Here is a 25,925-nt window from a genome sequence, read left to right as displayed (position 1 = left end):
CAGGGGAAGCGGGCGCGACACCGCAAGTGGCGCAACGGTCTGTTGCGCGGGCTAGACCGACGCTTCGGGGCCGATCCGGCGATAGCTTTCGGCCAGATCGGCGCCGGCGCTGCGGACGGCGGTGCGTTCGAAGCGCGCCATCGCGGCCAGCGCCTCGACTCCGAAGCCGGCGACCGCCGGCAATCCGTCGCCGCCGATCAGCGAGGCGGCGCGGAACCACTCCAGCCGGTCGACCAGACCGGCGCCGAGCAAGGCGCCGGCCATCGACGCTCCGCCTTCCACCAGCACGCGGGTGATGCCGCGGGCGGCGAGGGCGGTCATCGCGGCGGCGGGATCGACACGTCCGTCGGGTCCGGCGGCGACCGGGATCAGCTCGACGCCGAGCGCGGTCAGAGCCTCGGCTCGGGCGGAATAGGCAGCAGAATCGGGAGTGGGGCCGGTGACGACCCAGGTCGGGATGGTCCGGGCTCCGGTGGCGAGCTTCGCCGTGGGCGGCAGGCGGAGGCTGCTGTCCACCACCACGCGCACCGGGCTGCGGTCTTCCAGGCCGGGCAGGCGGCAGCTCAGCTCGGGATCGTCGGCCAAGGCGGTGCCGATGCCGACCAGGATGGCGTCATGGCTGGCGCGCAGCCGGTGGCCCCAGGCGCGCGCCGTCGGGCCGGTGATCCATTGCGACTTGCCGGTGGCGGTGGCGATGCGGCCGTCCAGCGTGCTGGCGACCTTCAGCGTGACCAGCGGGCGGCCTTGCGTGATGCGGTTGAAGAAGCCCTCGTTCAGGGCCAGCGCCTCGGCCTCGCAGATGCCAGTCGTGACCGCGATGCCGGCATCGCGCAGCCGCGTCAGCCCACCGCCGGCAACCCGCGGGTCGGGGTCCTGGCAGGCGACGACGACCCGCGCCACCTTCGCCTCGACCAGCGCCAGTGCGCAGGGCGGCGTCTTGCCATAATGGTTGCAGGGCTCCAGCGTGACGTAGGCGGTGGCGCCTTCCGCTCCGCCGGAAAAGGCTCGCGCTCGGGCAAGCGCCTCCGTCTCGGCATGGGGGCGGCCGCCGGGCTGGGTCCAGCCGCGGCCGACGACGGCTCCGTCGCGGACCAGCATGCAGCCGACCGCGGGATTGGGCCAAGTCCGCCCAAGCCCGCGCGCCGCGAGCGACAGGGCGGCGCGCATGTGGCGCAGGTCGGCGTCCGTATCGGAAGGAACGGGCACGGCGGGCCGGGCTATCGGCCGGCCGCTCAGCTGCCGGGGCCCTTGCCCTTGGTGTCCTTGGCGGAGAAGCGGCCGACGTTGCCCATCATCTGTTCCAGGAAGCCCATTTCACGGCCGGCGGTGGGCGTGGTGCGCTCCACCAGATCGATGTCCTGGCCGTTCGACTTGTCGAGCGTCTTGATCTCGCGCAGGACGCCGTTGTCGTCGAACCGGGCGACGACGACGCGGCGTTCCGTCACTTCCGGCTCGAAGAAGGCGGTCTTCTCGGTCTTCTGACCGATATAGTACCAGACGTTCGGATCGAAGGTGCCGACCGAGGTCGGCGTGCCCAGCACCGCGGCGACGTCGTCGCGCCGGCTCTGGCCCGGCTGCAGTTCCGCCACCAGCTGCGGGTCCGTCAGGTTGCCGCGGGTGGCGACGGTGGGCGAGCAGCCGGTCGCGGCGAGGCCGGCGAGCAGGACGCTGCCCAGCAGGGCGGTGCGAATGACGGTGCGGGGGGCGGAAAAGTTCGATCTGGTCATGGTGCTCGGGCTATGATGGAGCCGGCGGGGCAACGAGGCCGTTCACGGCTGTGGACAGTCTCCGGGCGGGACAATCGCACCGGCTGCTTCGCCCTGTCAACGAGACTCCGAGTCGGGGAAGGGCTGCCGTTCGTGTCAGGAAGCTTTATCGGCCGTTTGCTGGGGCCTCTGCTGGGCCCTTTGTCGGGTCGTGTGGGGGGCGGAGACCGTGTCCGCACCGCCGCCGCGGTGGGCGGCCTGTTCACCGCCATCGTCGGGCAGGCCCGCGAACCGGGCTTCTACAGCGCGCTTTCCGTACCCGACAGCCTGGACGGGCGGTTCGAGATGGTGGCGCTGCACATGCTGCTGGTGATGCGCCGGCTGAAGGGGCAGGGGCCGGAGGCGGGCAAACTGTCGCAGCGCCTCTACGAGACGATGGTCGACGATTTCGAGAAGTCGCTGCTGGAGATGGGGGCCGGCGACAGCGGCATCGCCCGGCGCGTGAAGACGATGGCGCGCGGGATGGCCGGGCGGATCCGCGCCTATGACGAGGCGCTGGCCGACTCCGACGGACGCAGGCTGGAGGTGGCGCTGGACAACAACCTCTACGGCACGGTCGATCCGGTGCCGGACGGGGTGCTGCCGACCATGGCCGCCTATGTCCGCAGCTGTGCCGCGACGCTCGACGCCCAGCCGCTGGAGTCGCTGATGCGGGGCGAGATCCGCTTCGCACCGGTGCCGGCCTGACCGCTTCCCTATATATGAAGAGTCGCCCTGGGGTATCTTGAGTCTCGCCGACGCCTGCCGCCGCGTCTGGGGGCTTGCCTTTCCGGGCCGCGGGCTGCATGTGACTCGGGTGTCGCCGGGCGTTCGCCGCGCCGGCCGTTTTGGTTTTCGATCGGAAAGTCTTTGCCATGAGCCCTGCCAACGGCGCCCTGCCGGCCCCGGAATTCTCGCGCGTCGTCAATGCCGACACGGTGCGTCGTGCCGAGGTGAGCGAAACCATCGAAGCGACGGAGGCGGAGCGCCGCGCGCTCGCCGAACGGCTGGAGCTGGAGGCGATCGGCAGCCTGACCGCCACGGTGAAGCTGCGCGCCGTGCGCGGGGGCCAGATGATCCGGGTCTCCGGACAGCTGGAGGCCGACGTGGTCCAGACCTGCGTCGTGACGCTGGAACCGGTGCCGGCCCATGTCAGCGAACGCTTCGAGGCGCTGTTCGCTCCGGAGTCGATGATCGAGGATCCGGGGCTGGAGATCGATTTCGACGCCTCCCTGTCCGACGAGGATGTTCCCGAGCCGATGGAGAACAACCGAATCGACATCGGCGAGCTGACGGCGCAGCACCTGTCGCTGGGGCTCGACCCCTATCCGCATGCCGAGGGCGTGGACTTCGAGGGCTACCGTGAGCATGAGGAGGGGGAGACGGCGGAGGAAGAGGCGGCCGAAGAGCCTGAAAAGCCGAATCCCTTTGCCGTCCTGCAGAAGTTGAAGCCGCGGGACTGATCCGTCTGTTGCTTTCCTCTCCGTGTCTTGTATAAGGGCCGGCACTTCCACCCCCACCAATGAGCGGCTCGGGGTTGCGAAATAGGGGTTGTTCGGGCTTGCCCTTTGGGGGCATTTGCCTTATTGAATGCCGCTCGCGCTGGGCGGCCCCTGTTCGGGCCGCCCTTTCCAATGAAGAGAGTTTACGGTCATGGCTGTTCCGAAGAAGAAGACCTCCAAGTCGCGGCGCAACATGCGTCGTTCGCACCACGCTCTGCCGACCTCGGCCTACAACGAGTGCCAGAACTGCGGCGAGCTGAAGCGTCCGCACCACGTCTGCGGGTCTTGCGGCCATTACGACCAGCGTGAAGTGGTTCAGAGCGGCACCGCGGCCGCTTGATCCGCATCGCGTTGTCTGAGGTCCCGTTGATCGGGGGCGCCCGTCGCCCCTGCCGGGGTCCAAGCCGGGGAGCCTGTTCGCGGTGAGCCAGCGCCTGACCATCGCCCTGGATGCCATGGGTGGCGATCACGGTCCCGACATGGTCATTGCCGGGGCGGACATCGCGCGGGAACGCCATCCCGACGTGCGTTTTCTGCTGTATGGCGACCAGCAGCGGCTTGAGCCGCTGCTGAACCAGCGGCCTGCGTTGAAGGCGGTGGCGGAAATCCGCCACACCGCCGACTTCGTGGCCGGGGACGCCAAGCCCGCGGTTGCGCTGCGTGCGGGTCGCCAGTCCAGCATGAGGCTTGCCATCGACGCCGTTGCGGCGGGCGAGGCGGCCTGCGTGGTGTCGGCCGGCAACACCGGCGCCCTGATGGCGATGGCCAAGTTCGTGCTGAAGACGCTGCCGGGCATCGACCGGCCGGCGATGGCCTCCTTCTTCCCGACGCAACGGGGCGAGAGCGTGATGCTGGATCTCGGCGCCAATGCCGAGTGCCAGCCTGAAAACCTCGTCCAGTTCGCCGTGATGGGGGCCGTCTTCGCGCGTGCCATCCTGGGCCTGCCGCAGCCGTCGATCGGCGTGCTGAACATCGGCTCGGAGGACATGAAGGGCAACGAGGTGGTGCGTGCCGCGGCGGCCAGCCTGCGCGACATGCCGCTTCCCGGCCGCTTCCATGGCTTCGTCGAAGGCACCGACATCGGGCTGGGCACGGTGGACGTCATCGTCACCGACGGCTTCACCGGCAATGTCGCGCTGAAGACGGCGGAGGGGACGGCGAAGCTGTTCTCCGAATTCCTGCGCCGCACCTTCGCGACGTCCTTCCTGGCACGGATCGGCTATCTGCTGGCCCGCGGCGCCTTCAAGCGCTTCCGCGAGCGGATCGACCCGCGCCGCTACAACGGCGCAATGTTCCTGGGCCTGCGCGGCGTCTGCGTGAAGAGCCATGGCGGCACCGACGCTGTCGGCTTCGCCAATGCCGTTGCGGTCGCCATCAATCTGGCGACGCACGGCTTCAACGAACGCATCAAGGAAGAGATGGGGCGCATAGCCGACGCGAACCCTCTTCCCGACACGAAGGCGGCGGCGGGCTGAACAATGGTCATGCGTTCCCGAGTTCTGGGTTGCGGTATCTTCCTGCCGTCCAACGTCGTCACCAACCAAGATCTGGAACAGCGGGTCGACACGTCGGACGAATGGATCGTCCAGCGCACCGGCATCAGATCCCGCCACATCGCCGCCGAGGGGGAGAAGACCTCCGATCTCGCCATCGCCGCGGCGACGCGGGCGCTGGAGCATGCGGGCGTGCCGGGCAGCAGCATCGACTGCATCATCCTGGCCACCACCACCCCGGACAACACCTTCCCGGCCACGGCCACCAAGGTGCAGGCCGCGCTGGGCGCCGCCGGTTTTGCCATGGACATCCAGGCGGTCTGCGCCGGCTTCGTCTATGCCATGTCGGTGGCCGACAATTTCCTGCGCAACGGTCAGGCGCGCCGCGCCCTGGTGATCGGGGCGGAGACCTTCTCCCGCCTGTTGGACTGGAACGACCGCACCACCTGCGTGCTGTTCGGTGACGGCGCCGGCGCCATCGTCATGGAAGCCTACGAGGCCAAGGGCGATTCGAGCGACCGCGGCGTGCTGTCCACCCACCTTCATTCCGATGGCAACCAGTACGACCTGCTCTATGTCGATGGCGGCGCGTCGTCGACCGGCACCATCGGCCATGTCCGCATGCATGGTCAGGAAATCTTCCGTCACGCCGTGTCGAAGCTGTCGGCGGTGGTCGAGGAGGCTCTGGCCGCCAACGGCCTGGAGTCGACCGACATCGACTGGATGGTGCCGCACCAGGCGAATCGCCGCATCATCGACGGGCTGGCCCGCAAGATGAAGCTGTCGCCGGAAAAGGTGGTGCTGACGGTGGACCGCCACGGCAACACCTCCGCGGCCTCGATCCCGCTGGCCCTGGGCGAAGCGGTGGCGGACGGCCGCATCAAGCGCGGCGACCTGATCCTGATGGAAGCCATCGGCGGCGGCCTGACCTGGGGGTCGGCGCTGGTCCGCTGGTAAGGCGCCAGCGTCCTCCGCATATCGCGCATCCGTCATGCTGCGCTGCACGCCCGGCCGGGCTTCGGCCGGGCCGTATGAGGCTGCCAAGCTTTTGAATTGACGGACCTTCTTTCGCCGGATTACCGTCTTTGCAACGGTTGCGGGGGGAGGTCTGACAATGTCGCAAAATACCGTAACGCGCGCCCAACTGAGCGAAGCCGTCTACCAGGAAGTTGGACTTTCGCGCAACGAATCGGCCGATCTGGTCGAAACGGTGCTGGACGAGATTTCCGATGCCCTGTCCCGGGGGGAGATGGTCAAGATCTCGTCCTTCGGCAGTTTCCAGGTCCGCCAGAAAGGCGAACGGGTTGGCCGCAACCCCAAGACTGGGGAAGAGGTGCCGATTCTGCCGCGCCGTGTTCTGGTCTTCCGTGCCAGCCATGTGCTGAAACACCGAATCAACGAGGTTCAGGAGGGTGGGGCACCGACGCCTGCGCGGGCGCTGTCCTGACGCCGGTCGATTGCGATGACCTCTCCGCCTTGCCTGTCGCCGTGCCGTGCCTTCCTGTGGATCGCAGCAGGCGACCTCTGTCGGACGGCGGCCTGATCGCACCATGAAATCCGCCACGGCCTATCGCACCATCAGCGAGGTGTCGACCGACCTCAACGTGCCTCAGCATGTGCTGCGGTTCTGGGAAACGAAGTTCCCCCAGATCCGCCCCCTGAAGCGCGGTGGCGGCCGGCGCTATTACCGGCCGGAGGATGTCGAACTCCTGCGGCGGATCCAGGTTCTGCTGTATGAGGACCGCTACACCATCAAGGGTGTCCAGCGTCTGCTGAAGGAAGGGCGCATGTCCGACCCGACGCCGCCGCTGCCCGAGGATGTCGACGATGGCGGCGGGCCGGTCGATGCGGAAGGGTTCGGCGGCGATGTCACCGACGATGACAGGGATGACGACAGGGATGGGGGCGAGGATCATCCGCCGCTGTCGGATGCGGTCCGGCACGAGATCACCATGGTTCTGGACGAGCTGAAATCGCTGCGATCGGTGCTGTCCCGCCTGTCCGAAATAGGGGGCAAAAAAAGCTGAAAAATCATCACGGGAGATGTTGCATCGGCGAAAGCCCGCGGCTATAGTCCCGTTCCCTTCCGGAGCCAAGCCGCAAGCACTGCGGTGATGTTGACGGAGCGTAGCGCAGCCTGGTAGCGCATCAGACTGGGGGTCTGGGGGTCGCAGGTTCGAATCCTGTCGCTCCGACCAGTTCCGGAGGGAACGAAAAAGCCTTGGAACCTAACGGTTCCAGGGCTTTTTCTTTGTCTGAGCCCCGGAGAGCCGGCGCGTCTTCTATTGGCACTGCATGGAAGTCTTGGGCGGTAAGACAGGCGCACGGGGCCGGCCGGCAATGCGTTCCATTGACGAGATCGGCCAGCCATGCCGAACCGGACAGGGACCGGCGCAATGGGAGTGTCCGGAAGCGAAGCGGGACCGAGCACACGCTTCGGCGCGTTCATGCTCCACAGTGTCGCAACGAGGCCACCATGCTCCAGCTCAATCCGCCGCTTCCCATGGACACTCCGAAGGGCCCCGCCCTTGCGCATTTCCTCATCGACTATGGCGCCGAGCACGATTTGTGCTGGGTCTGCTTCCAGGATGAGACCGGCGAATGCTGGACATGGCGGAACCGGGACGTGCGGGCGCCCAAGAACATCACCATGGGACGCAGGACCGACGAGCGGCGTGGCAAGGTCGACCTCAGGGTAGCGGAATAGGGGGGCCTTCACGTCGCTGAAGGCGTTGCGGTCGGAGAATCCGGGCAGGGCCAGCGCTCTCCCGGCCTCCACCGCGCTGTCTCACATCCGGAGCCATGCGCCGGATGCATTGCGCACAATCGGATAGCGCACAATCAAATGCATTGCGCGCAATTCAATTGTGCGTCATTGTTCCTCTCACAAGATCACGGGGCGCCGGTTCGAACCGGCGCCCAGGAGACCAAACTCCGCAATTCAGCGATCAATGAAGGAGCACGCGTCATGAAGACCCTGTATTCGACCAAGGTGACCGCCACCGGTGGCCGTGACGGCAAGGCCGTCAGCGAGGATGGCCTGCTGTCGGTCGCGCTGGCCGCGCCGAAGGAGCTGGGCGGCCAGGGTGGTGCCACCAACCCCGAGCAGCTGTTCGCCGCCGGCTATTCCGCCTGCTTCATCGGCGCCATCAAGTTCGTCGGCAACCGCGACAAGATCGCCGTCCCGGCCGATCTGACGGTGAATGCCACGGTCGGCATCGGTGCCCGCGACGATGGCGAAGGGTTCGGCCTGACGGTCGATTTCGTGGTTTCGCTGCCGGGCATGGACAAGGCCGCCGCCGAGGATCTGCTGGCCCGCGCCCACAAGGTCTGCCCGTACAGCCACGCCACCAAGGGCAACATCCCGGTCACCACGACCCTTGCCTGAGGGCCGTTGTCCGAGGGCTGGGCCTGAGGCCATCGCCTGAAGCGAAAAGTCTTCGGCATTGCACCGCCGGGCTGTTGCGCGCGATTGTGCAGAACGCACGATCGACCGAGGCGCGGCATCCCGGCGGCGCACCGTCTTTTCAAGGTTCAGACATCATGGCAGCCGACAGGGACGATCCGCTTCTGCTTTCCAATCAGGCGTGCTTCGCGCTCTATTCCGCCAATCTGGCGATGAGCCGCGTTTATCGCCCGATGCTGGAGCAGCTTGGCCTGACCTATCCGCAGTATCTGATCATGCTGCTGCTGTGGGAGGAGGACGGCCAGTCGATGAAGCTGCTCGGCGAGCGGCTTGGGCTGGACAGCGGCACGCTGACCCCGCTGCTGAAGCGGATGGAAGGGCAGGGCCTGCTGACCCGCAGCCGCGATCCGGAGGACGAGCGGCTGGTCCGCATCGGCCTGACCGCCGAAGGGGCGGCTTTGCGGACGCAGGCCGAATGCCTGCCGACGCGAATCGCCGCTGCCGCCGGATGCTCCGCCGCGGAGCTGATGTCGCTCCGCGATGCGCTGCTGCGGCTGCGCGACGATCTGAACCGGGCGGCCGATTGGGACAGATAAGATTGGGACTGGAAATCGTCGGCGGGAGAGCCTTTTCTATCCAGCCGCTTTCCCGATCCAAGGGTTCCGTCCGTGAGTTCCGCACCGACTGACGACCGTCTCCGCCTTCGTTCCGCCGATGCCGACGACGCACCGGATCTGGCACGGCTGATCGACATCGCCGGCGGCGGCGTCTACGAATTCCTGCTCGACGGGCTGATGCCGGGCATGACCGCGGCGGAGATGCTGGTGCCCGGTCTGGCCGGGCGCAGCGGGTCGCTGTCGCATCGCCAGAGCGGCGTGGCCGTACTGGATGGGCAGGTGATCGGCATCGCCCACGGCTATCCCACCGACTGGATCCGGACGGAGGATTACAGCGGCCTGCCGCCCGACCGCGTCGCCCATATGGGCGAATTCTCCGAAACGCTGGACTGGGGCAGCTATTTCCTGTCCGCCCTGGCGGTCGATCCCGCGCACCGGCGCCATGGCATCGCCGGCCGGCTGCTCGGCTGGTTCTACGAGCGGGCGCGGACCGGCGGCTTCGACCGGGTCACCCTGCATGTCTGGGCCGACAACGAGCCGGCCCGCCGTCTCTATGTCGGCGAGGGGTTCGAGGAGATCGGCAGCGCCGCCATCCCCTGGCACCCCCGGCTGCCGCACCAGGGCGGCAGTATCCTGATGCGGCGCTATCTGTGAGCGACGATCCGCGGAGTCGCCTTCAAGGCTGACAGTTCATCGATCCGGCGCACGACCAGTTCCGGGTCGACATAATGGACCATGTGGCCGGAGTCCGGCACCCAATGCAGCGTGCTGTCGGGCAGCACATGATGCAGCCGGCCGCTCTGCTCCTCCTGCTCGACCACGCGGTCGTGATGGCCGGCGAAGATCGCCACTGGGACGGTCACGTCGGCGTAACGGTGCTGCAGGCGGTCGGCGGCCGGCGCCATGGTCACGCCATCCTGGGCGTTGGCGCGCATCTGGCCCGGCCGGATGGTCAGGGCGGCGGGGAAGCTCTCGGTCAGATGCTCCGGGACCGGACGGGGCGAGAACAGCGTCTTCAGCAGCCCCGGCATCATCGCCATCGAAACCGGCGGCGACAGGGTGTGGCGCAGCAGGTCGCCCAGCACCGGCATCGCCAGCGGCGCCACCAGAACCGCATCGACCCGCTTGGTCGGGAAATAATAGCCGGCCATCAGCACCAGGCCCTTCACCGCCTGCGGATGGTCCAGGGCCAGGGCCAGCGCCACCAGCGTGGCGTAGGAATGGCCGACGACCACGGCGTTCTCGATCTCCAGCGCGGCGAAGGCCTGGGCCAGCAGGTCGGCCTGATCCTCCGGCGTCCAGGCGCGATCCCGCGGGCGGTTGCTGTGGCCCATGCCGGGCCGGTCGAAGGCGATCACCCGGTGGGTCCGGGCCAAACGCTGGAACAGCCCGCTCGCCAGCGAATCGCCGAGGGCGGAGACATTGCCGTGCAGCAGCACGACCGGCGGGCCCTCGCCAGCCTCCATGTAATGCAGCCGGACGCCATCGACGGTCAGGAAGCGGCCCTCGGGCGGATAGCGCCGTTCGGCCGCGCGGGCGGCAAGCGTGTTGGCGACGGCCAATCCGCCCAGGGTCAGCGCGGTGAGGCCCAGGGTCTTGAGGATGGTGGAGCGGCGGTCGGTCATCGGCGGCGTCCTCTCGGGGCTGCTGCGGTGCAACATCGTGAGAGGACAACCGGTGGGCGGGAGAAGGGTTCCTGGGGAAGCCGGGCCCCCACCCGGTCTTCCCCGGATGGGGGGACCGAAGTGGGGCAATTGCACTCTACGTTCGGCTCACTTCCCAGCCTTCAGCTGGTCCCGGGTCAGCCAGAACACCTCGCCGAAGCTGTTGGCGGTTTGCAGCCACAGGAAGTCCAGGTGGGGATAATCCGCCTCCAGAATCTCGCGGCCGGTGCCGAACTCGCACAGCAGGCCGCCTTCCGGCGTCAGATGCTTGGGCGCTTCCTTCAGGATGCGGCGGACGATGTCCAGCCCGTCGTCGCCGCCGGCCAGCGCCAGTGCCGGCTCGGCCCGGAACTCCGGCGGCAGGGCGTCCATCGATTCGGCGTCGACATAGGGCGGGTTGGTGATGATGACGTCGTATTTCCGCGTCTTCAGCGGGGCGAACAGGTCGCCCTGATGCAGGGTGATGCGGTCCCCGAACCCGCTGTCGGCGACGTTGCGCTTCGCCACCTCCAGCGCGTCGGGCGACAGGTCCACCGCGTCGACCTGGGCCTCCGGGAAGATGCGGGCGGCCAGGATGGCGAGGCAGCCGGAGCCGGTGCACAGATCCAGCACCCGCTCGACCGAGGTCGGGTCCTCCACCAGCGTGAAGTCGTCACCGCCGAACATGTCGGAGAACAGCAGTTCGCCGATGTAGGAGCGCGGGACGATCACCCGCTCGTCCACATAGAAGGGGATGCCCTGGATATAGGCCTTGTTCAGCAGATAGGGCGCCGGCTTGCGGGTGTCGATGCGGGCATGGAGTATGCCGGCCACCGCCTCGCGCTCCGCCGCGGTCAGCCGGGCGTCCATATAGGGGTCGAGCTGGTCGACCGGCAGGTGCAGCGACTCCAGCACCAGGAACACCGCCTCGTCGAAGGCCGTGGTGGTGCCGTGGCCGTAATCCAGATCGGCCTCGTTGAAGCGGCTGACGCCGTAGCGCAGGAAATCGCGGATGGTCGACAGCTCAGCGGCGGCGGATGCTGCGGTGTGCTTGCTGGTCACGGGCGGCGGGCTCCGGTGAAGGGGCGGGGGTTGAGGGGGCAGAGCAAGTCAAAGCGGATCGAAGCGGATCAGAGCAGGTCCAGCACCGACTCCGGCGGGCGACCGACGCGGGCGCGGTCGCCCTTGACCACGATGGGGCGTTCGATGGCCGCCGGATTGGCGGACAGGGCGGCGACCAGCGCCTCGCCGTCGAGGTCCTTCGCGATGCCGGCCTCCGCCGCTTCCTTGGCGCGGGTGATGTCGCGCGGCCCCTTGCCCAGCTTGGCGAGGATGGCTGACAGCTCCGCCACGGCCGGCGGGGTCTTCAGATACTCGATCACCGTCGGCTCGACGCCGCGGGAGCGCAGAAGCTCCAGCGTCTCGCGCGACTTGCTGCAACGCGGGTTGTGATAGATCGTCACGTCGCTCATGACAGGCTTTCCAGGTTTGAAGCGCGGTCAGACTGATACACCCAACCCGCGTTGCGCGCCAATCCGGCATGCGGAAACGGACGCCGCGGCGCAACATCCGTCAGGTGACAAGGGCTGCCTTTGGTATTATTTTGCGCGCTCGCTTTTCCGAAAGGCCCTGCGCGCCGTATCCCGGTGGGCTGGCCTTGCGGGACAGAACCGATGCCCAGATACGGAAGCCGGCCGTGACCAAGCTCTCGCTCTCCAAGGACAAGATCAACATCCTTCTGCTGGAAGGTGTCCACGACAACGCCATCGACGAGCTGGCCCGCGGCGGTTATGCCTCCGTCGAGCGGCTGCCGCGCGCGCTGGACGAGTCCGAGCTGCTGGAACGCATCGGCTCGGTCCACATCCTGGGCATCCGCTCGCGCACCCACCTGACCGCCAAGGTCTTCGAGGCGGCGAGCAAGCTGATCACCGTCGGCTGCTTCTGCATCGGCACCAACCAGGTCGACCTGAGGGCGGCGCGCCGCCACGGCGTGCCGGTGTTCAACGCCCCCTATTCCAACACCCGGTCGGTGGCGGAACTGGTGATCGGCGAGATCATCATGCTGATGCGCGGCATCTTCGAGAAGTCGCAGCTGGTGCATGGCGGCGGCTGGATGAAATCGGCCAAGGATTCTTACGAGATCCGCGGCAAGACGCTGGGCATCGTCGGCTACGGCCACATCGGCACCCAGGTGTCGATCCTGGCGGAAGCGATGGGCATGCAGGTCCGCTTCTACGACACCGTGCGCAAGCTGGCGCTCGGCAATGCGCGGGCCTGCGACTCGCTGGAGGAGCTGCTGTCGGTGTCCGACGTGGTGACCCTGCATGTGCCCGACACCCCGCAGACCCGCGACATGATCGGCGAGCGTGAGCTGGCCGCCATGAAGAAGGGCAGCCACCTGATCAACGCCGCCCGCGGGCAGGTGGTCGAGATCGAGGCGCTGGCCGCCGCGATGAATTCCGGCCACATCCTGGGTGCCGCCATCGACGTCTTCCCGGTCGAGCCGGGCTCGGACAAGGAAGAGTTCCAGAGCGCGCTGCGCGGCATCAAGACCGCCATCCTCACCCCGCACATCGGCGGCTCGACGATGGAGGCCCAGGCCAACATCGGCACCGAGGTGGCGCAGAAGCTGCTTGAGTATTCGGACAACGGCTCCACCGTCGGGGCGGTCAACTTCCCGCAGGTGGCGCTGCCGGTGCAGGCCGGCTGCACCCGCTTCCTGCACGTCCACGAGAACCGTCCGGGCATGCTGCGCAAGGTGAACGAGGTGTTCTCCGGCCGCGACCTGAACATCGCCGCCCAGTATCTCCAGACCGATCCGGAGCTGGGCTATGTGGTGGTCGACGTCAACGGCGACGTCGAAGAGCTGGAGGTCGTCAACGACCTGCGTGCCATCGAAGGCACCCTGAAGGCGCGCTTCCTGTTCCCCTCCAAGCACTGAGGGCAGCATTGAGTGGAAGGGCCGCCACCGCAGACCGGCGATGCGGCCCTTCCATATCTCTTGTAGGGGAACGGTTTCCCGGTAACAGTGCTGGGATGACCGTTCGCCTCCTGTTCCTTGCCCTTCCGGCAGTCCTGCTGTCTGTGTCGCCCGCCGCGGCGCAGTCGAATGGCTGCACCGGGTTTCCGCCGACGACGCTGGACCTCGACACCGTGCTGGCGCCGATCCAGCGCGACGATGCGCTGTCGATCCCGCAGCTCACCCGCCTGCCGGGACGCACGCCGGGTCCGGTCAGCACCACCGACAGCCATGTGCTGGGGCTGACCCAGGCGCGGTACGGCGAGCAGTCCCAGGTGTCGGCCCTGTTCAAGACGATGGGCGACGGCACCTATTGCGCCTCGGCCAGCAAGCTTGCCATCAGTTTCGGCTTCCAGCAGCGCATCGTCCATGTCGCCCGGGAAATTCCCGCCGGCTCCTGCCTGCATGGCGAGGTGCTTGCCCACGAAATGCGCCATGTCGCGGTGGACGAGGCCCTGCTTCAGGAGATGATGCCGCAGATCCGCAGCCGGCTGGATCAGGTGATCGCCGAGATGGCGCCGGTGCGGTCGCGCAGCCAGTCGCAGGCGATGGCGGCAGTCCGCCGGCCGCTCGAATCGGCGATGCGGCGGATCATGCAGGAGTTCGGCCGCGAGCGCGACCGCCGGCAGGCTCAGGTCGATACGGTGGAGGAATATGAGCGGGTCAGCCGGGTTTGCAACGGCGAGGCCCGCAATTACCTGCCGAAACCCGCCACGCGGCGGACCGTCCGCCAGGGCTGAGGGGGGCGTTCAGCGCTTGCGCCGCCGCCGGTCTCTGGCTTGGCGGTCAGTGGCGTGGCCGTCGTTGAATTCCGGCGGCTTGCGGCGGACCCAGCGGATGAAGCCGGCGATGTCGGGATGGCCGCGCAGGGCGTCGATCTCGTGATACTGGTCGCGCAGCTGCTGTTCGGTCAGCACCGCATGGATCTTCGCATGGCAGATGCGGTGCATCGTCACCGTTTCGCGCCCGCCATAGGTGCGGGGAATCAGGTGGTGTTCGTTCAGGCTGGCACCCGGCACCATCGGCCGGCCGCAGAGCGGGCAGGCGGGGCCGTCTGGCTCGGCGGCCAGCTGTGGCTTATGGGAAAACGGATGGTCGGGAAGACGCATATCTGTTGGAACCGCTGATCGCTGACCATGTTGGCAATCCAGGAGAGGCCATAAACGATATGGTCCGCAACCTCCAGGAGGCCACTGTGAACGATCCCAAATCACAGCCTCGCGACCAGAAGCATGACGGCGAAAAGGCAGCCGCCAGCCAAAACGCCGCCAGTCAGACTGCCGCCGGCCAGACCGCCGATTGCACCCAGTACGGCCAGGCCGCCGGATCGCCCGGCGGGCGTGGCGGCACCAGTTGCTATGGTGGCATCCAGCGGGTGCAGCCGCGCACGGCGACCGCCGCAACGCTGGCCCCTGACAAGGACCGTAATGCCAAATAGAAAAAGGGGGGGAGCCGCGCGAACGGCTCCCCCCTTTTTATGACCTGCCGGCGGTATGGCGTCAGGCCGCCTTCTTCTCCGCGATCAGCTGGACGAAGCGGTCGAACAGATAGTGGCTGTCCTGCGGGCCGGGCGAGGCTTCCGGGTGATACTGCACCGAGAAGACCGGCTTGCCCTTCAGGCGGATGCCTTCGTTGGTGCCGTCGAACAGGCTGACATGGGTGACTTCGGCGTCGGCCGGCAGGGTTTCCGGGACCACGACGAAGCCGTGGTTCTGGCTGGTGATCTCCACCCGGCCGCTCGCCAGATCCTTCACCGGATGGTTGGCGCCGCGGTGGCCCTGCTGCATCTTGGTGGTCTTGGCACCGAGCGCCAGCGACAGCATCTGGTGGCCGAGGCAGATGCCGAACATCGGCACGCCGGTGTCGAGTAGGCCCTTGATCGTCGGCACGGCATATTCGCCGGTGGCGGCGGGGTCGCCGGGGCCGTTGGACAGGAAGACGCCGTCCGGCTGGTGGCGCATCACGTCCTCCACCGAGGCGGTCGACGGCACCACCGTCACCTTGCAGCCCGCGGCGGCGAGGCAGCGCAGGATGTTGCGCTTGGCGCCGTAATCGATGGCGACGACATGGTACTGCGGCTTGTCCAGGGTGGCATAGCCGCCGCCGATGGTCCAGCCGGCCTCGGTCCAGTCGTAGGTCTGGCGGCAGGACACGTCCTTGGCCAGATCCATGCCCTCCAGACCCGGCCAACCCTTGGCCTTGGCGACCAGCGCCTCGATGTCGAACTTGCCGTCCGGCGCATGGGCGACGACGCCGTTGGGTGCGCCCAGGTCGCGGATGCGGCGGGTCAGGCGGCGGGTGTCGATGCCGGTCAGGCCGACGAGGCCGTAGCTCTTCAGCCAGTCGTCGAGATGGCGGGTGGCGCGCCAGTTCGACGGATCGGTGATGTCGGCGCGCAGGATCAGGCCGCGGGCGGCCGGCGTGATCGTCTCGATGTCCTCAAGGTTGGCGCCGGTGTTGCCGATGTGCGGGAAGGTGAAGGTGATGATCTGGCCGGCATAGCTGGGATCGGTCAGGATTTCCTGATAGCCGGTCATGGAGGTGTTGAAGCACACCTCGCCCACCGAATCCCCCGTGGCGCCGATGCCTCGGCCGCGGAACACGGTGCCGTCGGCCAGGACCAGGACGCCGGTGTGAACCGCATTGTCGGAGGGGGGAGTGGCGAGAGTCATTCCTGTGAACCTTCCCAAAAACCGCGGCCGGCGACGGATCGGGTGATCGGCGGAACGGCGACGGCCTAGCGTCCCGCCGGGCGCGCACACGTAGCCGCTCGCACCCCACCTCCGCCGGAATCGGACGGTTATGTGGGATCGAGTGGGCTGATCGGATGGGCCGGACATCCTATATGACGATTGGATGCCGGATTTCCAGCAATAGCTTTGCAAGGCGGCCCTGATCCGCGGACAAGGTCGGCGGTCCGGGTGGAGGTCATTGGGCGGTCGGGGCTTTTGCCATGGAAATCGGCGGCCATTTTGGGAATAGTCGGCTGTCCGGCCGGGGCCTTTCCTCCTGGCCCGACGAACCAAGGAATCTGGGACATGACGCTGCGCACGCAGTTCAACGACGGCCTCAAGGATGCGATGCGCGCGAAGGACACGCGCGCGGTGTCCACCATCCGCATGATCCTCGCCGGTTTGAAGGACCGTGACATCGAAGCCCGGGGGCGCGGCGTGACCGACGGCATCGACGACGCCGGCATCCTGTCGATGCTGCAGACGATGGTGAAGCAGCGCAACGAATCGGCGGGGATGTACGAGCAGGGCGGCCGCCCCGAGCTGGCCCAGCAGGAGCGCGAGGAGATCGCGGTCATCGAGCGCTATCTGCCCAAGCAGATGAGCGAGGAAGAGGTCGCCGCCGCCATCGACGGCATCGTGACCGAGCTGGGTGCGGCCAGCATCAAGGACATGGGCAAGGTGATGGCCGAGCTGAAGGCCCGCCACGCCGGCCAGATGGATTTCGCCAAGGCCGGCGGTCTGGTGAAGGCCCGGCTGTCCGGCAAGTAAGGCCGTCTGACGGGGCGCCGGCCGCCTCGGGGCAGCCAAGCTTCGCACGAGGCCGGGCGCCCCGATCGGCCGGGTCCGGCCCAGTCGGACGAATGCCGTCGTTCCGTTCCATCTGCGTCCTCATCAACGCCCTTGGGGACGGCGGTTCCGGTTCCCATACTATGGCGCTGCCATAGCGCTGTGCCTTCGCTTCCCGTTTATCGTATCCGGTGACCGTTCGACCATGGCCTTCCCGCCCCAATTCCTGGAAGAACTGCGCACCCGGCTGACCCTGTCGGAAGTGGTCTCCAAGCGGCTGCGGCTGATCCGCGCCGGCCGCGAGTACAAGGCCCCCTGTCCCTTCCACAATGAGAAGTCGCCGTCCTTCTACGTCAACGACCAGAAGGGCTTCTTCCATTGCTTGGCAGCGGAAACCCCCGTGACCCTGCCGGATGGGGTCCATCCCATTGCAGAGCTTGCCGGCACAACCCAGACGGTTCTGACCCGCGGTGGGAAATGGGTTCCGGCGGACTTCAAATCCTACGGCATTCAAAAGCTCATGCGTGTCACACTGACACGCAATGGGCAGACCAAGGAGCTGCACGCGACCGCAGGTCATCGCTGGTTCGTCCGAGGCGTCATTGGCGACGTGTTGACCAGCCAGCTTCGCCGCGGCCACCGGCTGGAGGCGGTTCTGCCGGAGCCGCGGTGCGACTGGTCTCTCGATCCCGACGGTATTACCCATGGCATCGTGTTCGGCGATGGTTCCGTCGTAAAGGGATATGGTCATGTGCATCTGCATGGCGAAAAGGACAAGGTGTTGGCCGGTTGGTTTCCGGATCGGACGCCACAGCCAAAGCTGACCGAGCATGGCAAGCCTTATCTGCGCATTTACGGCGGCAAGGCATTCGGACACATGAAGGCGCTGCCGGCTCTGAACGACAGCACCGATTCTTACTTGCTTGGCTTTTTGGCCGGCTACATCGCTGCCGACGGTCATGTGGCGAAGGATGGCACCGTTATGCTCCACAGTGCCGACCGGGCACATCTGGAGTGGGTCCGCACCGCCGCTCTTCGTTTGGGGATCGGCACTTATGGCATAACCGTAGCGAATCGCCGCGGGTTGGCGGCGGAACCCTGCGACATCTTCCGCATTCATTTTGTGCCGTCCACCATGGACGCGTCGCTGTTCCTCGGCGATCAGGCACGGGAACGGTATGAGCAAGCCCGAAAGTCTTTCGCCCGTCTGCGTTGGGTCGTGGAATCCGTCGAGGAAACCGATCGCGAGGAGGAGGTGTTCTGCGCCGAAGTTCCCGGTGAGCATGCCTTTGTGCTGGAAGACAATATCCTCACTGGTAATTGCTTCGGCTGCGGCGCCCATGGCGACATCATCGGTTTCGTCATGCGCCACGACAATCTCGGCTTCCCCGAGGCGGTCGAACATCTGGCCGGCGAGGCCGGGCTGCCGGTGCCGCGCCCGACGGAGGAGGACCGCCAGCGCTACGAACGGCGCAAGACCCTGCATGACCTCGTCGAGCAGGCGGCGCGCTGGTTCGAACAGCAGCTGCACACCTCCGCCGGGCGGTCGGGGCTGGATTACTTCCTACGGCGCGGTCTGGACGGCGAGACCATCGCGCGGTTCCGGCTGGGCTACGCGCCCGGCGATTCGAATGCGCTGCGCACATATCTTGGCAAGCAGGGCTTCTCCGACGAGGACATGGTCAATGCCGGGCTGCTGAAGCGGCCGGACGACGGCCGGTCGCCCTACAGCTTCTTCCGCAACCGCGTGATGTTCCCGGTGACCGACCGGCGCGGGCAGGTGGTCGCTTTCGGCGGGCGCATCCTGGAGGGCGACGGGCCGAAATACGTCAACACCGCCGACACCCCGCTCTTCCACAAGGGCACGCTGCTCTACGGCCTGTCGCGGGCGCGGCAGGCGGCGGCGGACGGCAAGCCGGTGATCGTCGCGGAAGGCTATATGGACGTGATCGCGCTGGTCCGCGCCGGTTTCGAGGGGGCGGTGGCGCCGCTGGGCACCGCGCTGACCGAGACCCAGGTGCAGGAGCTGTGGAAGCTGATCCCGGCGGCGGAGAAGGTGCCCTTCCTGTGCTTCGACGGCGACAATGCCGGCCGGCGGGCGGCCTGGCGGGCGGTGGAGCGCATCCTGCCGCACCTCGCCCCCGGCCAGTCGGCCCGCGTCGCCTTCCTGCCGGAGGGTGAGGACCCCGACAGCCTGATCCGCGCCCAGGGGGCGAAGGCGATGGGAGCGGTGCTGGAGGCCGCCATCCCGCTGTCCGACGCCCTGTGGCGGATGGAGAGCGAGGGCCGGCCGACCGACACGCCGGAGGCCAAGGCCGCGGTGAAGGCGGCGCTGGAGGCCCGCGTCGCCACCATCGCCGACCGCGACGTCCAGAGCTTCTACCGCACCGAGATGCGCCGCCGCGTCGACGAGGCCTTCGCTCCGGCGCGGCCGGCCTACAACCGCGGGCCGTGGGTGCCGGGGCAGGGGCGGGGACGCTTCGGCGAGGCGCCGCGGCGCCATGTGCCGGGCACGCCCGGACGCCTGACCTCAAAGCCGGCGGGGGAGGGGCGCGGCCGCGCCTCCCGCCTCGCGTCGATGCGCGAGCGCATCCTGCTGGCCACGCTGATCAACCATCCGGATTTGTTCGGCGAACTGGCGGAGCCGCTGGGGCTGTTGCCATTCGGTGACCCGGAACTGGAAAAACTGCGCTGGGCGGTCATCGAATGCCTTTCCGACGACCGCAACCACGACTCGACACTTGACGCCGATGCGCTTTGTCGCCACTTGTCATCCGCCGGCCATGAGACGATGGTCGGTGCTTTGCTAGGCGAGTCGACCTATGTCCATGCCGGCTTCGCCCGTCCGGACGCCTCCACGGAGGATGCTCGGAAGGGATGGTGGCCTGCGTGGCGGCATCTGCATCACGAGCGGGTGCTCGACGATCTTAGGGAAGCGAAGGCGGCTCTGACCCGTGACAACAGCGAGGCCAACTTCGCGAGGGTCGTGGCTCTTCAGCAGGAGGTCATAAAGTCCGGTCTGGGTATCGCGGACAGTGACTTTGACGACGTCTGACGGTTGATGATGCATATCGTCGGCAATCGGATGTCGGTTGACGGGTACAGAGGGCAACAGGACGGGGCCGCATGACAGTTTCTGTGATGGCGGGTTCTGGGTAGATACATGGTTGGGGGTGGGGCGGACGGGCCGGGAAACCGGGACCGGGCGCTCCTTTCGTCTTTATTCACTGGGGTAATGCGGGGGCACCGATCGCATGGCCACGAAAGCTGCGAACAGCGTGGAAGTTTCCGAAACGCGGGAGGAATCCGCAGACGGTCCTCTGATGGACGGCATGGGTTTGGCCGTCAAGAAGATGATCGCCCGCGGCAAGGAGCGCGGGTATGTCACCTATGACGAGCTGAACGCAGCGCTGCCACAGGATTCGTCCTCGTCCGAGCAGATCGAAGACACGATGGCGATGCTGTCCGAGATGGGCATCAACATCGTCGAATCGGAAGAGCAGGATTCGGAGAACAGCGGCGAGGGTGCGGGCGAAGGCGAAGGCCGCTCGTCTGGCAACCTCGACGACGACGACATCGGCCGCACCGACGACCCCGTGCGCATGTACCTGCGCGAGATGGGTTCGGTGGAGCTGCTGTCGCGCGAAGGCGAAATCGCCATCGCCAAGCGGATCGAAGCCGGCCGCGAGATGATGATCGGCGCGATCTGCGAATCGCCCCTGACCATCCGCGCCATCCTGGAGTGGCATGATTCCCTGATGGAAGGGAAGATGCTGCTGCGCGACATCATCGATCTGGACGCCACCTATGGCGGCGGCCCGGATGGTGAGGAGTTGCCGGAAGGGCTGGCTGAAGTGGTTGAGGCCACTGGCGCCGCCGGAACTGCCGGCACCGCCGCCGCTCCCGCCGCCGCCGGCGGTGCCGATGCGCCGGCCGAAGAGGAAGGCGACGAGCCGCGCGCGCCGCGCGCCGAAGGCGAGGGCGAAGAGGGCGAGGAAGGCGAAGAGGGCGAGAACAGCCTGTCGCTGTCCGCGATGGAAGCCGCGCTGAAGCCGCAGGTCATCGAGACCTTCGAGAACATCAAGGCGACTTACGACAAGCTGCACAAGCTGCACGAGGCCCGCATGGGCGCGATGCAGCGCGGCGAGGACGTCGGCAAGCAGACGGACAAGAAGTACGACAAGCTGAAGCTCGAAATGGTCGAGCTGATGAACACCGTCCGCCTGAACAACCAGCGCATCGAGCAGCTGGTCGAGCAGCTCTATGGCCTGAACCGCAAGCTGACGGGCTTCGAAGGCCGCCTGCTGCGCATGGCCACCGAGTGCCGGGTGAAGCGCGAAGACTTCCTGAACCAGTATTTCGGTCACGAGCTGGACCCGAACTGGCTGGAGCGCATCCGCGGCCTGAACCCCAAGACCTGGGGCAAGTTCGCTGAGAAGTATGACGGCGAAATCCGCAAGACGCGCGAGTCGATCTCGAACGTCGCCGAGGAAGCGCGTCTGCCGATCAACGAGTTCCGCCGCATCGTCTCCACCGTCCAGAAGGGCGAGAAGGAGGCGAGCCGCGCCAAGAAGGAGATGGTCGAGGCCAACCTGCGTCTCGTCATCTCCATCGCCAAGAAGTACACGAACCGCGGCCTGCAGTTCCTGGACCTGATCCAAGAGGGCAACATCGGCCTGATGAAGGCGGTGGACAAGTTCGAGTACCGGCGCGGCTACAAATTCTCGACCTACGCCACTTGGTGGATTCGTCAGGCCATCACCCGCTCCATCGCGGACCAGGCGCGGACCATCCGCATCCCGGTCCACATGATCGAGACGATCAACAAGCTGGTCCGCACCAGCCGCCAGATGCTGCACGAGATCGGCCGAGAGCCGACCCCGGAAGAGCTGGCGGAGCGTCTGATGATGCCGCTGGAGAAGGTCCGCAAGGTCCTGAAGATCGCCAAGGAGCCGATCTCCCTCGAGACGCCGATCGGCGACGAGGAAGATTCGCATCTCGGTGATTTCATCGAGGACAAGAACGCCGTCCTGCCGCTGGACGCCGCCATCCAGGCGAACCTGCGCGAGACGACGACGCGCGTCCTGGCCTCGCTGACGCCGCGCGAGGAGCGTGTGCTGCGCATGCGCTTCGGCATCGGCATGAACACCGACCACACGCTGGAAGAGGTCGGCCAGCAGTTCAACGTGACCCGCGAGCGTATCCGCCAGATCGAGGCGAAGGCGCTGCGCAAGCTGAAGCACCCGTCGCGGTCGCGCAAGCTGCGCAGCTTCCTCGACACTTGATTGGGATACCTGATCGGACGGTTGCTTTTCGAGACGGAGCGGGGGCCTTTCGGCCCCCGTTTTCGTTTTCGGGTTTCCGCGTCGGAACGATGAACGAGGGGTTGCATTTCCCCAAGGCTTTGTCGCAAAGTGCGCCCCGCGGTAGGGCCTGTAGTTCAGCGGTTAGAACGCGCCGCTCATAACGGTGTTGTCGTCGGTTCAAATCCGGCCGGGCCCACCACGCCTCCCCGACCGACCCAACACTCTGATCGGGGGCATGGCGGGGGCATATTCGTGGGCGACGTTCTCCAACTCATTCAATCGGCGGCGGCGGCGTTGCAGCGGCGGGAACCGGCCGTGGCGCGCAAGGCGCTGCGGCAGGCGCTGGCGCTCGATCCGGGGCGCGGCGATGGCTGGAGCATCCTCGGCGTCGCGGCCATTGGCAGCGGCGATGCGGTGGGGGCGCTGGCGCCGTTCCGGCGGTCGCTGTGCAGCGCGCCGGGCAATCCCGCCTATGCCCGCAACCTCGCGGCCTGCCTGAAGCGGCTGGGCCGGGCGGACGAGGCGGCGGCTGTCCTCCATCGGGCGGCGCTCGCCGGCGCGCTGGCTCCCGATCTGCTCTGCGATCTTGCCGATCTGCGCCTGGGGAGCGGCGATGCGGGGGCGGCGCTGCCGCTTTACCGGGCGGCGCTGCTGCTGGCGCCCGACCATGCGCGCAGCCTGAACAATCTGGCGGAAACCCTGCGCCGGCGGGTCATGCCGGCGGCGGCGGCGGAACTGGCCCGGTTGGCACGGCTTCGCGGCACGGCGCCGGCCTGGGCCGCGGCAGGGACGGAACTGGTCGAGGCGGGGCGGATCGAGGAGGCGCAGCCGGCGCTCTGCCGGGCGCTGGCGCTCGATCCGGCCGATCCGGCAAGCTGGAGCAATCTCGGATTCGCGCATCTGCAACGGCATCGGGCGGAAGCGTCGGCGGCGGCCTTCGCCCATGCCCGTCGCCTCGACCCGGCCCTGGCGGAGGCTGCGGTCGGGCAAGGCAGCGCGCTGATGCTGATGGGGCGCCTGCGCGAGGGGGCGGCGCTCTATGAGGAAAGACTGCGGCTGCCGCTGTTCCAGCCGCCGCGGCGTTTCGACCGGCCGGACTGGGACGGCAGCATCCGGCCGGGGGCGACCCTGCTGATCCATGCCGACCGTGGCATAGGCGATGCGATCCAGTTCATCCGCTATGCGCCGATCCTGCGGGCGCAGGGGATGCGGGTGCTGTTCTGCGGCCAGGAAAGCCTGCTGGGGCTGCTGCGGTCCTCGGGGATCGTCGACGCCGCCTTCGGCTATGACGACGAGTTGCCGCCCTACGACATGCATGCCCATGTGATGAGCCTGGTCCATCGGATGGGGACCGGGCTGGACAGCATTCCCGCGGACATCCCCTATCTCCACGCCTCGCAGGCGGCGAAGGATCTTTGGGCCGGGAGGGCCGCGGGTCTGGAGGGGCTGAAGATCGGCATCGTCTGGGCCGGTTCCGTGCATTTCCGCTATGACCGCGTCCGCTCGCCCCGGCTGGAGCCGCTGCTGCCGCTGTTCGGCATTCCGGGAGCGACGGCGGTGGTGCTCCAGTTCGGGCAGGGGCGCGACGACATGGCCAAATTCCCGCTGCCCGCCGGCACCGTCGATTGGGGCTGCTCGTTGCAGGGCATGGACAACACCGCGGCGGCCCTGGGCGAGCTGGATGTGGTGATCAGCTCCTGCACCTTCATGGCCCATCTGGCCGGCGCGCTGGGGCGGCCGGTGTCGGTGCTGCTGCATGCCGGGTCGGAATGGCGCTGGCTGCGCGGGCGGGAGGAGTCGCCCTGGTATCCGACGGCACGGCTCTACCGCCAGACGGCTCCCGGCGACTGGTCGGGTCCGGTGGAGCGGCTGCGGGCCGATCTGGCGGCGCTGGCGGAGCGGCGGATTGCCCTGGCCGGCAACTGACGGGGCCGATCTGAAGCCTTTTCGGCACAAGCGTGGCGGTACCGCACAAATTTTGCTGCAAGCCTCATAAAGTCTGGAATAAAGGATGCGCGGCGCGCGTTCGCACCCATATGCATCGGGTCTCCCATTCGGCCGCAGGGTCGAAAGAGCCGGCCCGGCCTCTGGAGTTGCGGCGCCCTCGTCGTCCCCGTCCGCCTTGTCGGCAGAAGGGGAAGGCCATGGCGTGAGCCGTGGCGTGATCGGTTAAGGATCGGGTGCGCGGTTGAGCAAATTCGGGGTCGATCTGGAAGTCCACATCGCGTCCTTGCGGCGCTACGCGCGTGCGCTGATGCGCAACAGCGCGGATGCGGAGGATCTGGTGCAGGAGGCGCTGACGCGCGCGGTGGCGCGTGCCGACAGCTTCCAGGCGGGGACGAACCTGCGGGCATGGCTTTTCACCATCCTGCACAACGTCCACGTCAATCAGGTCCGTTCCAAGGCTGCCCGGCCGCAGGAGGTCGATGTCGACGACGTCGAATCCAAGCTGGTCAGCCCGCCCCGGCAGGAAGAGCGTGTCGAGCTGCGCGAGATGATGCGCGCGGTCGACGAGTTGCCGGAGGAACAGCGCAAGGTGCTGCTTCTGGTGGCGCTGGAGGGCCTGAAATACGACGAGGTCGCCGACATGCTCGGCGTGCCGATCGGGACCGTCATGTCGCGCCTGTCCAGGGCGCGCGAGGCGGTGCGGGCGAAACTGGCGAACGAGGGTGGCGTTACCCTCCGGCGGGTGAAGTGATGAACGCGCATCAGGGACTGGGACGGGTCACGGAGGACGAACTCCACGCCTATGTCGACGGGCAGCTGGACGGCAACCGCCGTCTGGCGGTGGAGCGATGGCTGGCCGAGGATCCGGAGGCGGCACGCCGGGCGGAGGATTACCGCGCCCAGGCGACGCTGCTGCACGAGATGTTCGACACCGTCCTGCGCGAGCCGCCGAGCGACAAGGTCCAGGAACTGTCCGACCGGCTGAAGGGGCGCGTCGCCTTCAACGACAACCGCCCGGCCTGGCATGCCCGTCCGCTGGTGCGTTTCGCCGCGGCGGTGATGCTGGTGGTCGCCGGTGCCGCCGGCGGCTGGATGGGCCGCGGGGTCGACCAGCAGGTCGGCGCTCCCGTCGCCCAGCAGCGCCAGACGCTCGCCACCTTCGCCCAGGAAGCCACCCAGGCGCACCGCTTCTACACCTCGGACGAACGCTTCCAGGTGGAGCTCGGCGCCGACAATCAGGACGAGCTGAACGGCTGGCTGTCGAAGCGGATGGGCCGCGACGTGTTCGGGCCGGATCTGGGCCGCGTCGGCTATCGCCTGATCGGCGGCCGCTCGCTGCCGACCGACCTCGGCGCCGGCGCGCAGTACATGTACGCCAACGACGGCAACAAGCGGATCACCCTGTTCGTCGGCGCTCCGCAGAGCGGCAACCAGTCCAACTTCAGCTTCACCCAGAACGGCGACGTGGCGACCTTCTACTGGGTCGAAGGGCCGCTGGCCTACGCCCTGGCCGGCCGTCTGTCGAAGGAGGAGCTGCTGGAGATCGCCAAGGCGGTCTATCAGGACGTGAAGGCCGGCCCGCCGCGGCGTGAGGCCCCGCCGGAGCAGCAGCAGCAACAACAGCAGCCCCAACAGCAGCAGCAAGACCAGCCGGCGGGCGTGCAGCCGATCAGCGACACGCACAAGGCCAAGGAAAGCTGAGGGAATTTCCCAAGCAGATCGAGGG

The 25,925-nt window shown here is 67.4% G+C and carries 27 protein-coding genes and 2 tRNA genes; 22 read left to right on the top strand and 7 right to left on the bottom strand.

Annotated elements, in window-relative coordinates; genetic code table 11:
* Positions 1 to 51: 51 nt before the first annotated feature.
* Complete coding sequence (gene ribD, locus GBZ48_RS15760) at positions 52 to 1,167, bottom strand: bifunctional diaminohydroxyphosphoribosylaminopyrimidine deaminase/5-amino-6-(5-phosphoribosylamino)uracil reductase RibD (protein ID WP_174471912.1); 1,116 nt, start codon at positions 1,165 to 1,167, stop codon at positions 52 to 54.
* 65 nt (positions 1,168 to 1,232) lie between these two features.
* Positions 1,233 to 1,727 (bottom strand): outer membrane protein assembly factor BamE, encoded by a 495-nt coding sequence (locus GBZ48_RS15755; RefSeq protein ID WP_109051776.1) that lies wholly within the window; start codon positions 1,725 to 1,727, stop codon positions 1,233 to 1,235.
* Between the two features lie 132 nt (positions 1,728 to 1,859).
* Here GBZ48_RS15755 and GBZ48_RS15750 point away from each other — a divergent pair, with 132 nt between their 5' ends.
* From GBZ48_RS15750 to GBZ48_RS15695, 12 genes are all read left to right on the top strand, one after another.
* Positions 1,860 to 2,453, top strand: a complete 594-nt coding sequence (locus GBZ48_RS15750; RefSeq protein WP_343049557.1) for a ubiquinol-cytochrome C chaperone family protein — start codon at positions 1,860 to 1,862, stop codon at positions 2,451 to 2,453.
* Between the two features lie 167 nt (positions 2,454 to 2,620).
* Positions 2,621 to 3,208, top strand: coding sequence for a YceD family protein (locus GBZ48_RS15745; RefSeq protein ID WP_174471882.1), 588 nt, complete (start codon positions 2,621 to 2,623; stop codon positions 3,206 to 3,208).
* A 190-nt stretch (positions 3,209 to 3,398) separates the two neighbouring features.
* Positions 3,399 to 3,587 carry a 50S ribosomal protein L32 gene (gene rpmF, locus GBZ48_RS15740; protein ID WP_085088893.1) on the top strand — a complete coding sequence of 63 codons (189 nt, stop codon included), beginning with the start codon at positions 3,399 to 3,401 and terminating at the stop codon, positions 3,585 to 3,587.
* An 82-nt stretch (positions 3,588 to 3,669) separates the two neighbouring features.
* A complete protein-coding gene (gene plsX, locus GBZ48_RS15735) occupies positions 3,670 to 4,722 on the top strand; it encodes a phosphate acyltransferase PlsX (RefSeq protein ID WP_109051773.1) in 1,053 nt (350 codons plus the stop codon).
* A gap of 3 nt (positions 4,723 to 4,725) precedes the next feature.
* Positions 4,726 to 5,697: a beta-ketoacyl-ACP synthase III gene (locus GBZ48_RS15730; RefSeq protein WP_281362422.1), complete on the top strand. Its 972-nt coding sequence runs from the start codon at positions 4,726 to 4,728 to the stop codon at positions 5,695 to 5,697.
* Positions 5,698 to 5,854: 157 nt separating this feature from the next.
* Positions 5,855 to 6,187 (top strand): integration host factor subunit alpha, encoded by a 333-nt coding sequence (locus GBZ48_RS15725; protein WP_098740199.1) that lies wholly within the window; start codon positions 5,855 to 5,857, stop codon positions 6,185 to 6,187.
* 103 nt (positions 6,188 to 6,290) lie between these two features.
* On the top strand, positions 6,291 to 6,767 hold the full coding sequence (locus tag GBZ48_RS15720; RefSeq protein WP_174471880.1) for a MerR family transcriptional regulator: 477 nt from the start codon (positions 6,291 to 6,293) through the stop codon (positions 6,765 to 6,767).
* A 94-nt stretch (positions 6,768 to 6,861) separates the two neighbouring features.
* A tRNA-Pro gene (locus GBZ48_RS15715) sits at positions 6,862 to 6,938 on the top strand.
* A 278-nt stretch (positions 6,939 to 7,216) separates the two neighbouring features.
* Positions 7,217 to 7,447, top strand: a complete 231-nt coding sequence (locus tag GBZ48_RS15710) for a hypothetical protein (protein WP_098740197.1) — start codon at positions 7,217 to 7,219, stop codon at positions 7,445 to 7,447.
* Positions 7,448 to 7,708: 261 nt separating this feature from the next.
* The gene (locus tag GBZ48_RS15705; protein WP_174471879.1) at positions 7,709 to 8,128 is read left to right on the top strand and encodes an organic hydroperoxide resistance protein; all 420 of its coding nucleotides are present in this window, start codon (positions 7,709 to 7,711) and stop codon (positions 8,126 to 8,128) included.
* 155 nt (positions 8,129 to 8,283) lie between these two features.
* Positions 8,284 to 8,742, top strand: a complete 459-nt coding sequence (locus tag GBZ48_RS15700) for a MarR family winged helix-turn-helix transcriptional regulator (RefSeq protein WP_174471878.1) — start codon at positions 8,284 to 8,286, stop codon at positions 8,740 to 8,742.
* Positions 8,743 to 8,814: 72 nt separating this feature from the next.
* Positions 8,815 to 9,417 (top strand): GNAT family N-acetyltransferase, encoded by a 603-nt coding sequence (locus tag GBZ48_RS15695; protein WP_174471877.1) that lies wholly within the window; start codon positions 8,815 to 8,817, stop codon positions 9,415 to 9,417.
* On the opposite strand, the gene GBZ48_RS15690 is transcribed toward GBZ48_RS15695, so the two are convergent.
* The 3 genes from GBZ48_RS15690 to arsC form a co-directional block, all read right to left on the bottom strand.
* The gene (locus GBZ48_RS15690; RefSeq protein WP_174471876.1) at positions 9,408 to 10,388 is read right to left on the bottom strand and encodes an alpha/beta fold hydrolase; all 981 of its coding nucleotides are present in this window, start codon (positions 10,386 to 10,388) and stop codon (positions 9,408 to 9,410) included. The genes GBZ48_RS15695 and GBZ48_RS15690 overlap by 10 nt on opposite strands.
* 147 nt (positions 10,389 to 10,535) lie before the next feature.
* On the bottom strand, positions 10,536 to 11,468 hold the full coding sequence (gene prmB, locus GBZ48_RS15685; protein WP_174471875.1) for a 50S ribosomal protein L3 N(5)-glutamine methyltransferase: 933 nt from the start codon (positions 11,466 to 11,468) through the stop codon (positions 10,536 to 10,538).
* A gap of 68 nt (positions 11,469 to 11,536) precedes the next feature.
* Entirely contained in the window at positions 11,537 to 11,878 is a 342-nt protein-coding gene (gene arsC, locus GBZ48_RS15680) for an arsenate reductase (glutaredoxin) (protein ID WP_174471874.1), read from the bottom strand.
* Between the two features lie 224 nt (positions 11,879 to 12,102).
* Here arsC and serA point away from each other — a divergent pair, with 224 nt between their 5' ends.
* Both serA and GBZ48_RS15670 read left to right on the top strand, forming a co-directional pair.
* The gene (gene serA / locus GBZ48_RS15675; protein ID WP_174471873.1) at positions 12,103 to 13,347 is read left to right on the top strand and encodes a phosphoglycerate dehydrogenase; all 1,245 of its coding nucleotides are present in this window, start codon (positions 12,103 to 12,105) and stop codon (positions 13,345 to 13,347) included.
* Between the two features lie 95 nt (positions 13,348 to 13,442).
* Complete coding sequence (locus GBZ48_RS15670; RefSeq protein ID WP_174471872.1) at positions 13,443 to 14,165, top strand: hypothetical protein; 723 nt, start codon at positions 13,443 to 13,445, stop codon at positions 14,163 to 14,165.
* Positions 14,166 to 14,174: 9 nt separating this feature from the next.
* Here the strand turns inward: GBZ48_RS15670 and GBZ48_RS15665 are convergent, their stop codons facing one another.
* On the bottom strand, positions 14,175 to 14,534 hold the full coding sequence (locus GBZ48_RS15665; protein WP_246307215.1) for an HNH endonuclease: 360 nt from the start codon (positions 14,532 to 14,534) through the stop codon (positions 14,175 to 14,177).
* 5 nt (positions 14,535 to 14,539) lie between these two features.
* Between GBZ48_RS15665 and GBZ48_RS15660 the strand changes: the two genes are divergently transcribed.
* On the top strand, positions 14,540 to 14,863 hold the full coding sequence (locus GBZ48_RS15660; protein ID WP_174471871.1) for a hypothetical protein: 324 nt from the start codon (positions 14,540 to 14,542) through the stop codon (positions 14,861 to 14,863).
* A 61-nt stretch (positions 14,864 to 14,924) separates the two neighbouring features.
* On the opposite strand, the gene carA is transcribed toward GBZ48_RS15660, so the two are convergent.
* A complete protein-coding gene (carA, locus tag GBZ48_RS15655; RefSeq protein ID WP_109095485.1) occupies positions 14,925 to 16,097 on the bottom strand; it encodes a glutamine-hydrolyzing carbamoyl-phosphate synthase small subunit in 1,173 nt (390 codons plus the stop codon).
* 366 nt (positions 16,098 to 16,463) lie between these two features.
* Here carA and GBZ48_RS15650 point away from each other — a divergent pair, with 366 nt between their 5' ends.
* From GBZ48_RS15650 to GBZ48_RS15610, 7 genes are all read left to right on the top strand, one after another.
* A complete protein-coding gene (locus GBZ48_RS15650; RefSeq protein WP_174471870.1) occupies positions 16,464 to 16,928 on the top strand; it encodes a GatB/YqeY domain-containing protein in 465 nt (154 codons plus the stop codon).
* Between the two features lie 223 nt (positions 16,929 to 17,151).
* Positions 17,152 to 20,001, top strand: a complete 2,850-nt coding sequence (gene dnaG, locus GBZ48_RS36280) for a DNA primase (RefSeq protein ID WP_246307214.1) — start codon at positions 17,152 to 17,154, stop codon at positions 19,999 to 20,001.
* 199 nt (positions 20,002 to 20,200) lie between these two features.
* Complete coding sequence (rpoD, locus tag GBZ48_RS15630) at positions 20,201 to 22,231, top strand: RNA polymerase sigma factor RpoD (RefSeq protein WP_174471869.1); 2,031 nt, start codon at positions 20,201 to 20,203, stop codon at positions 22,229 to 22,231.
* 144 nt (positions 22,232 to 22,375) lie between these two features.
* Positions 22,376 to 22,451, top strand: a tRNA-Ile gene (locus tag GBZ48_RS15625).
* Positions 22,452 to 22,504: 53 nt separating this feature from the next.
* Positions 22,505 to 24,178: a tetratricopeptide repeat protein gene (locus tag GBZ48_RS15620; protein WP_174471868.1), complete on the top strand. Its 1,674-nt coding sequence runs from the start codon at positions 22,505 to 22,507 to the stop codon at positions 24,176 to 24,178.
* Positions 24,179 to 24,440: 262 nt separating this feature from the next.
* Complete coding sequence (locus tag GBZ48_RS15615; RefSeq protein WP_042703142.1) at positions 24,441 to 24,950, top strand: sigma-70 family RNA polymerase sigma factor; 510 nt, start codon at positions 24,441 to 24,443, stop codon at positions 24,948 to 24,950.
* On the top strand, positions 24,950 to 25,900 hold the full coding sequence (locus GBZ48_RS15610) for an anti-sigma factor family protein (protein WP_174471867.1): 951 nt from the start codon (positions 24,950 to 24,952) through the stop codon (positions 25,898 to 25,900). The genes GBZ48_RS15615 and GBZ48_RS15610 overlap by 1 nt, the downstream gene beginning before the upstream one ends.
* Positions 25,901 to 25,925 lie beyond the last annotated feature (25 nt).

The sequence above is a fragment of the Azospirillum melinis genome (genome assembly GCF_013340935.1).
GTDB lineage: Bacteria > Pseudomonadota > Alphaproteobacteria > Azospirillales > Azospirillaceae > Azospirillum > Azospirillum melinis.
The sequence above is the reverse complement of the archived record's forward strand: the minus strand, read 5'-3'. Positions and strand labels throughout refer to the sequence as shown.

Coding starts and splice junctions, on each gene's coding strand:
- ribD (WP_174471912.1), bottom strand. CDS start 1,167: ATGCGCGCCGCCCTGTCGCTCGCGGCGCGCGGGCTTGGGCGGACTTGG.
- GBZ48_RS15755 (WP_109051776.1), bottom strand. CDS start 1,727: ATGACCAGATCGAACTTTTCCGCCCCCCGCACCGTCATTCGCACCGCC.
- GBZ48_RS15745 (WP_174471882.1), top strand. CDS start 2,621: ATGAGCCCTGCCAACGGCGCCCTGCCGGCCCCGGAATTCTCGCGCGTC.
- rpmF (WP_085088893.1), top strand. CDS start 3,399: ATGGCTGTTCCGAAGAAGAAGACCTCCAAGTCGCGGCGCAACATGCGT.
- GBZ48_RS15730 (WP_281362422.1), top strand. CDS start 4,726: ATGGTCATGCGTTCCCGAGTTCTGGGTTGCGGTATCTTCCTGCCGTCC.
- GBZ48_RS15725 (WP_098740199.1), top strand. CDS start 5,855: ATGTCGCAAAATACCGTAACGCGCGCCCAACTGAGCGAAGCCGTCTAC.
- GBZ48_RS15720 (WP_174471880.1), top strand. CDS start 6,291: ATGAAATCCGCCACGGCCTATCGCACCATCAGCGAGGTGTCGACCGAC.
- GBZ48_RS15710 (WP_098740197.1), top strand. CDS start 7,217: ATGCTCCAGCTCAATCCGCCGCTTCCCATGGACACTCCGAAGGGCCCC.
- GBZ48_RS15705 (WP_174471879.1), top strand. CDS start 7,709: ATGAAGACCCTGTATTCGACCAAGGTGACCGCCACCGGTGGCCGTGAC.
- GBZ48_RS15700 (WP_174471878.1), top strand. CDS start 8,284: ATGGCAGCCGACAGGGACGATCCGCTTCTGCTTTCCAATCAGGCGTGC.
- GBZ48_RS15690 (WP_174471876.1), bottom strand. CDS start 10,388: ATGACCGACCGCCGCTCCACCATCCTCAAGACCCTGGGCCTCACCGCG.
- arsC (WP_174471874.1), bottom strand. CDS start 11,878: ATGAGCGACGTGACGATCTATCACAACCCGCGTTGCAGCAAGTCGCGC.
- GBZ48_RS15670 (WP_174471872.1), top strand. CDS start 13,443: ATGACCGTTCGCCTCCTGTTCCTTGCCCTTCCGGCAGTCCTGCTGTCT.
- GBZ48_RS15665 (WP_246307215.1), bottom strand. CDS start 14,534: ATGCGTCTTCCCGACCATCCGTTTTCCCATAAGCCACAGCTGGCCGCC.
- carA (WP_109095485.1), bottom strand. CDS start 16,097: ATGACTCTCGCCACTCCCCCCTCCGACAATGCGGTTCACACCGGCGTC.
- GBZ48_RS15650 (WP_174471870.1), top strand. CDS start 16,464: ATGACGCTGCGCACGCAGTTCAACGACGGCCTCAAGGATGCGATGCGC.
- dnaG (WP_246307214.1), top strand. CDS start 17,152: ATGGCCTTCCCGCCCCAATTCCTGGAAGAACTGCGCACCCGGCTGACC.
- rpoD (WP_174471869.1), top strand. CDS start 20,201: ATGGCCACGAAAGCTGCGAACAGCGTGGAAGTTTCCGAAACGCGGGAG.
- GBZ48_RS15610 (WP_174471867.1), top strand. CDS start 24,950: ATGAACGCGCATCAGGGACTGGGACGGGTCACGGAGGACGAACTCCAC.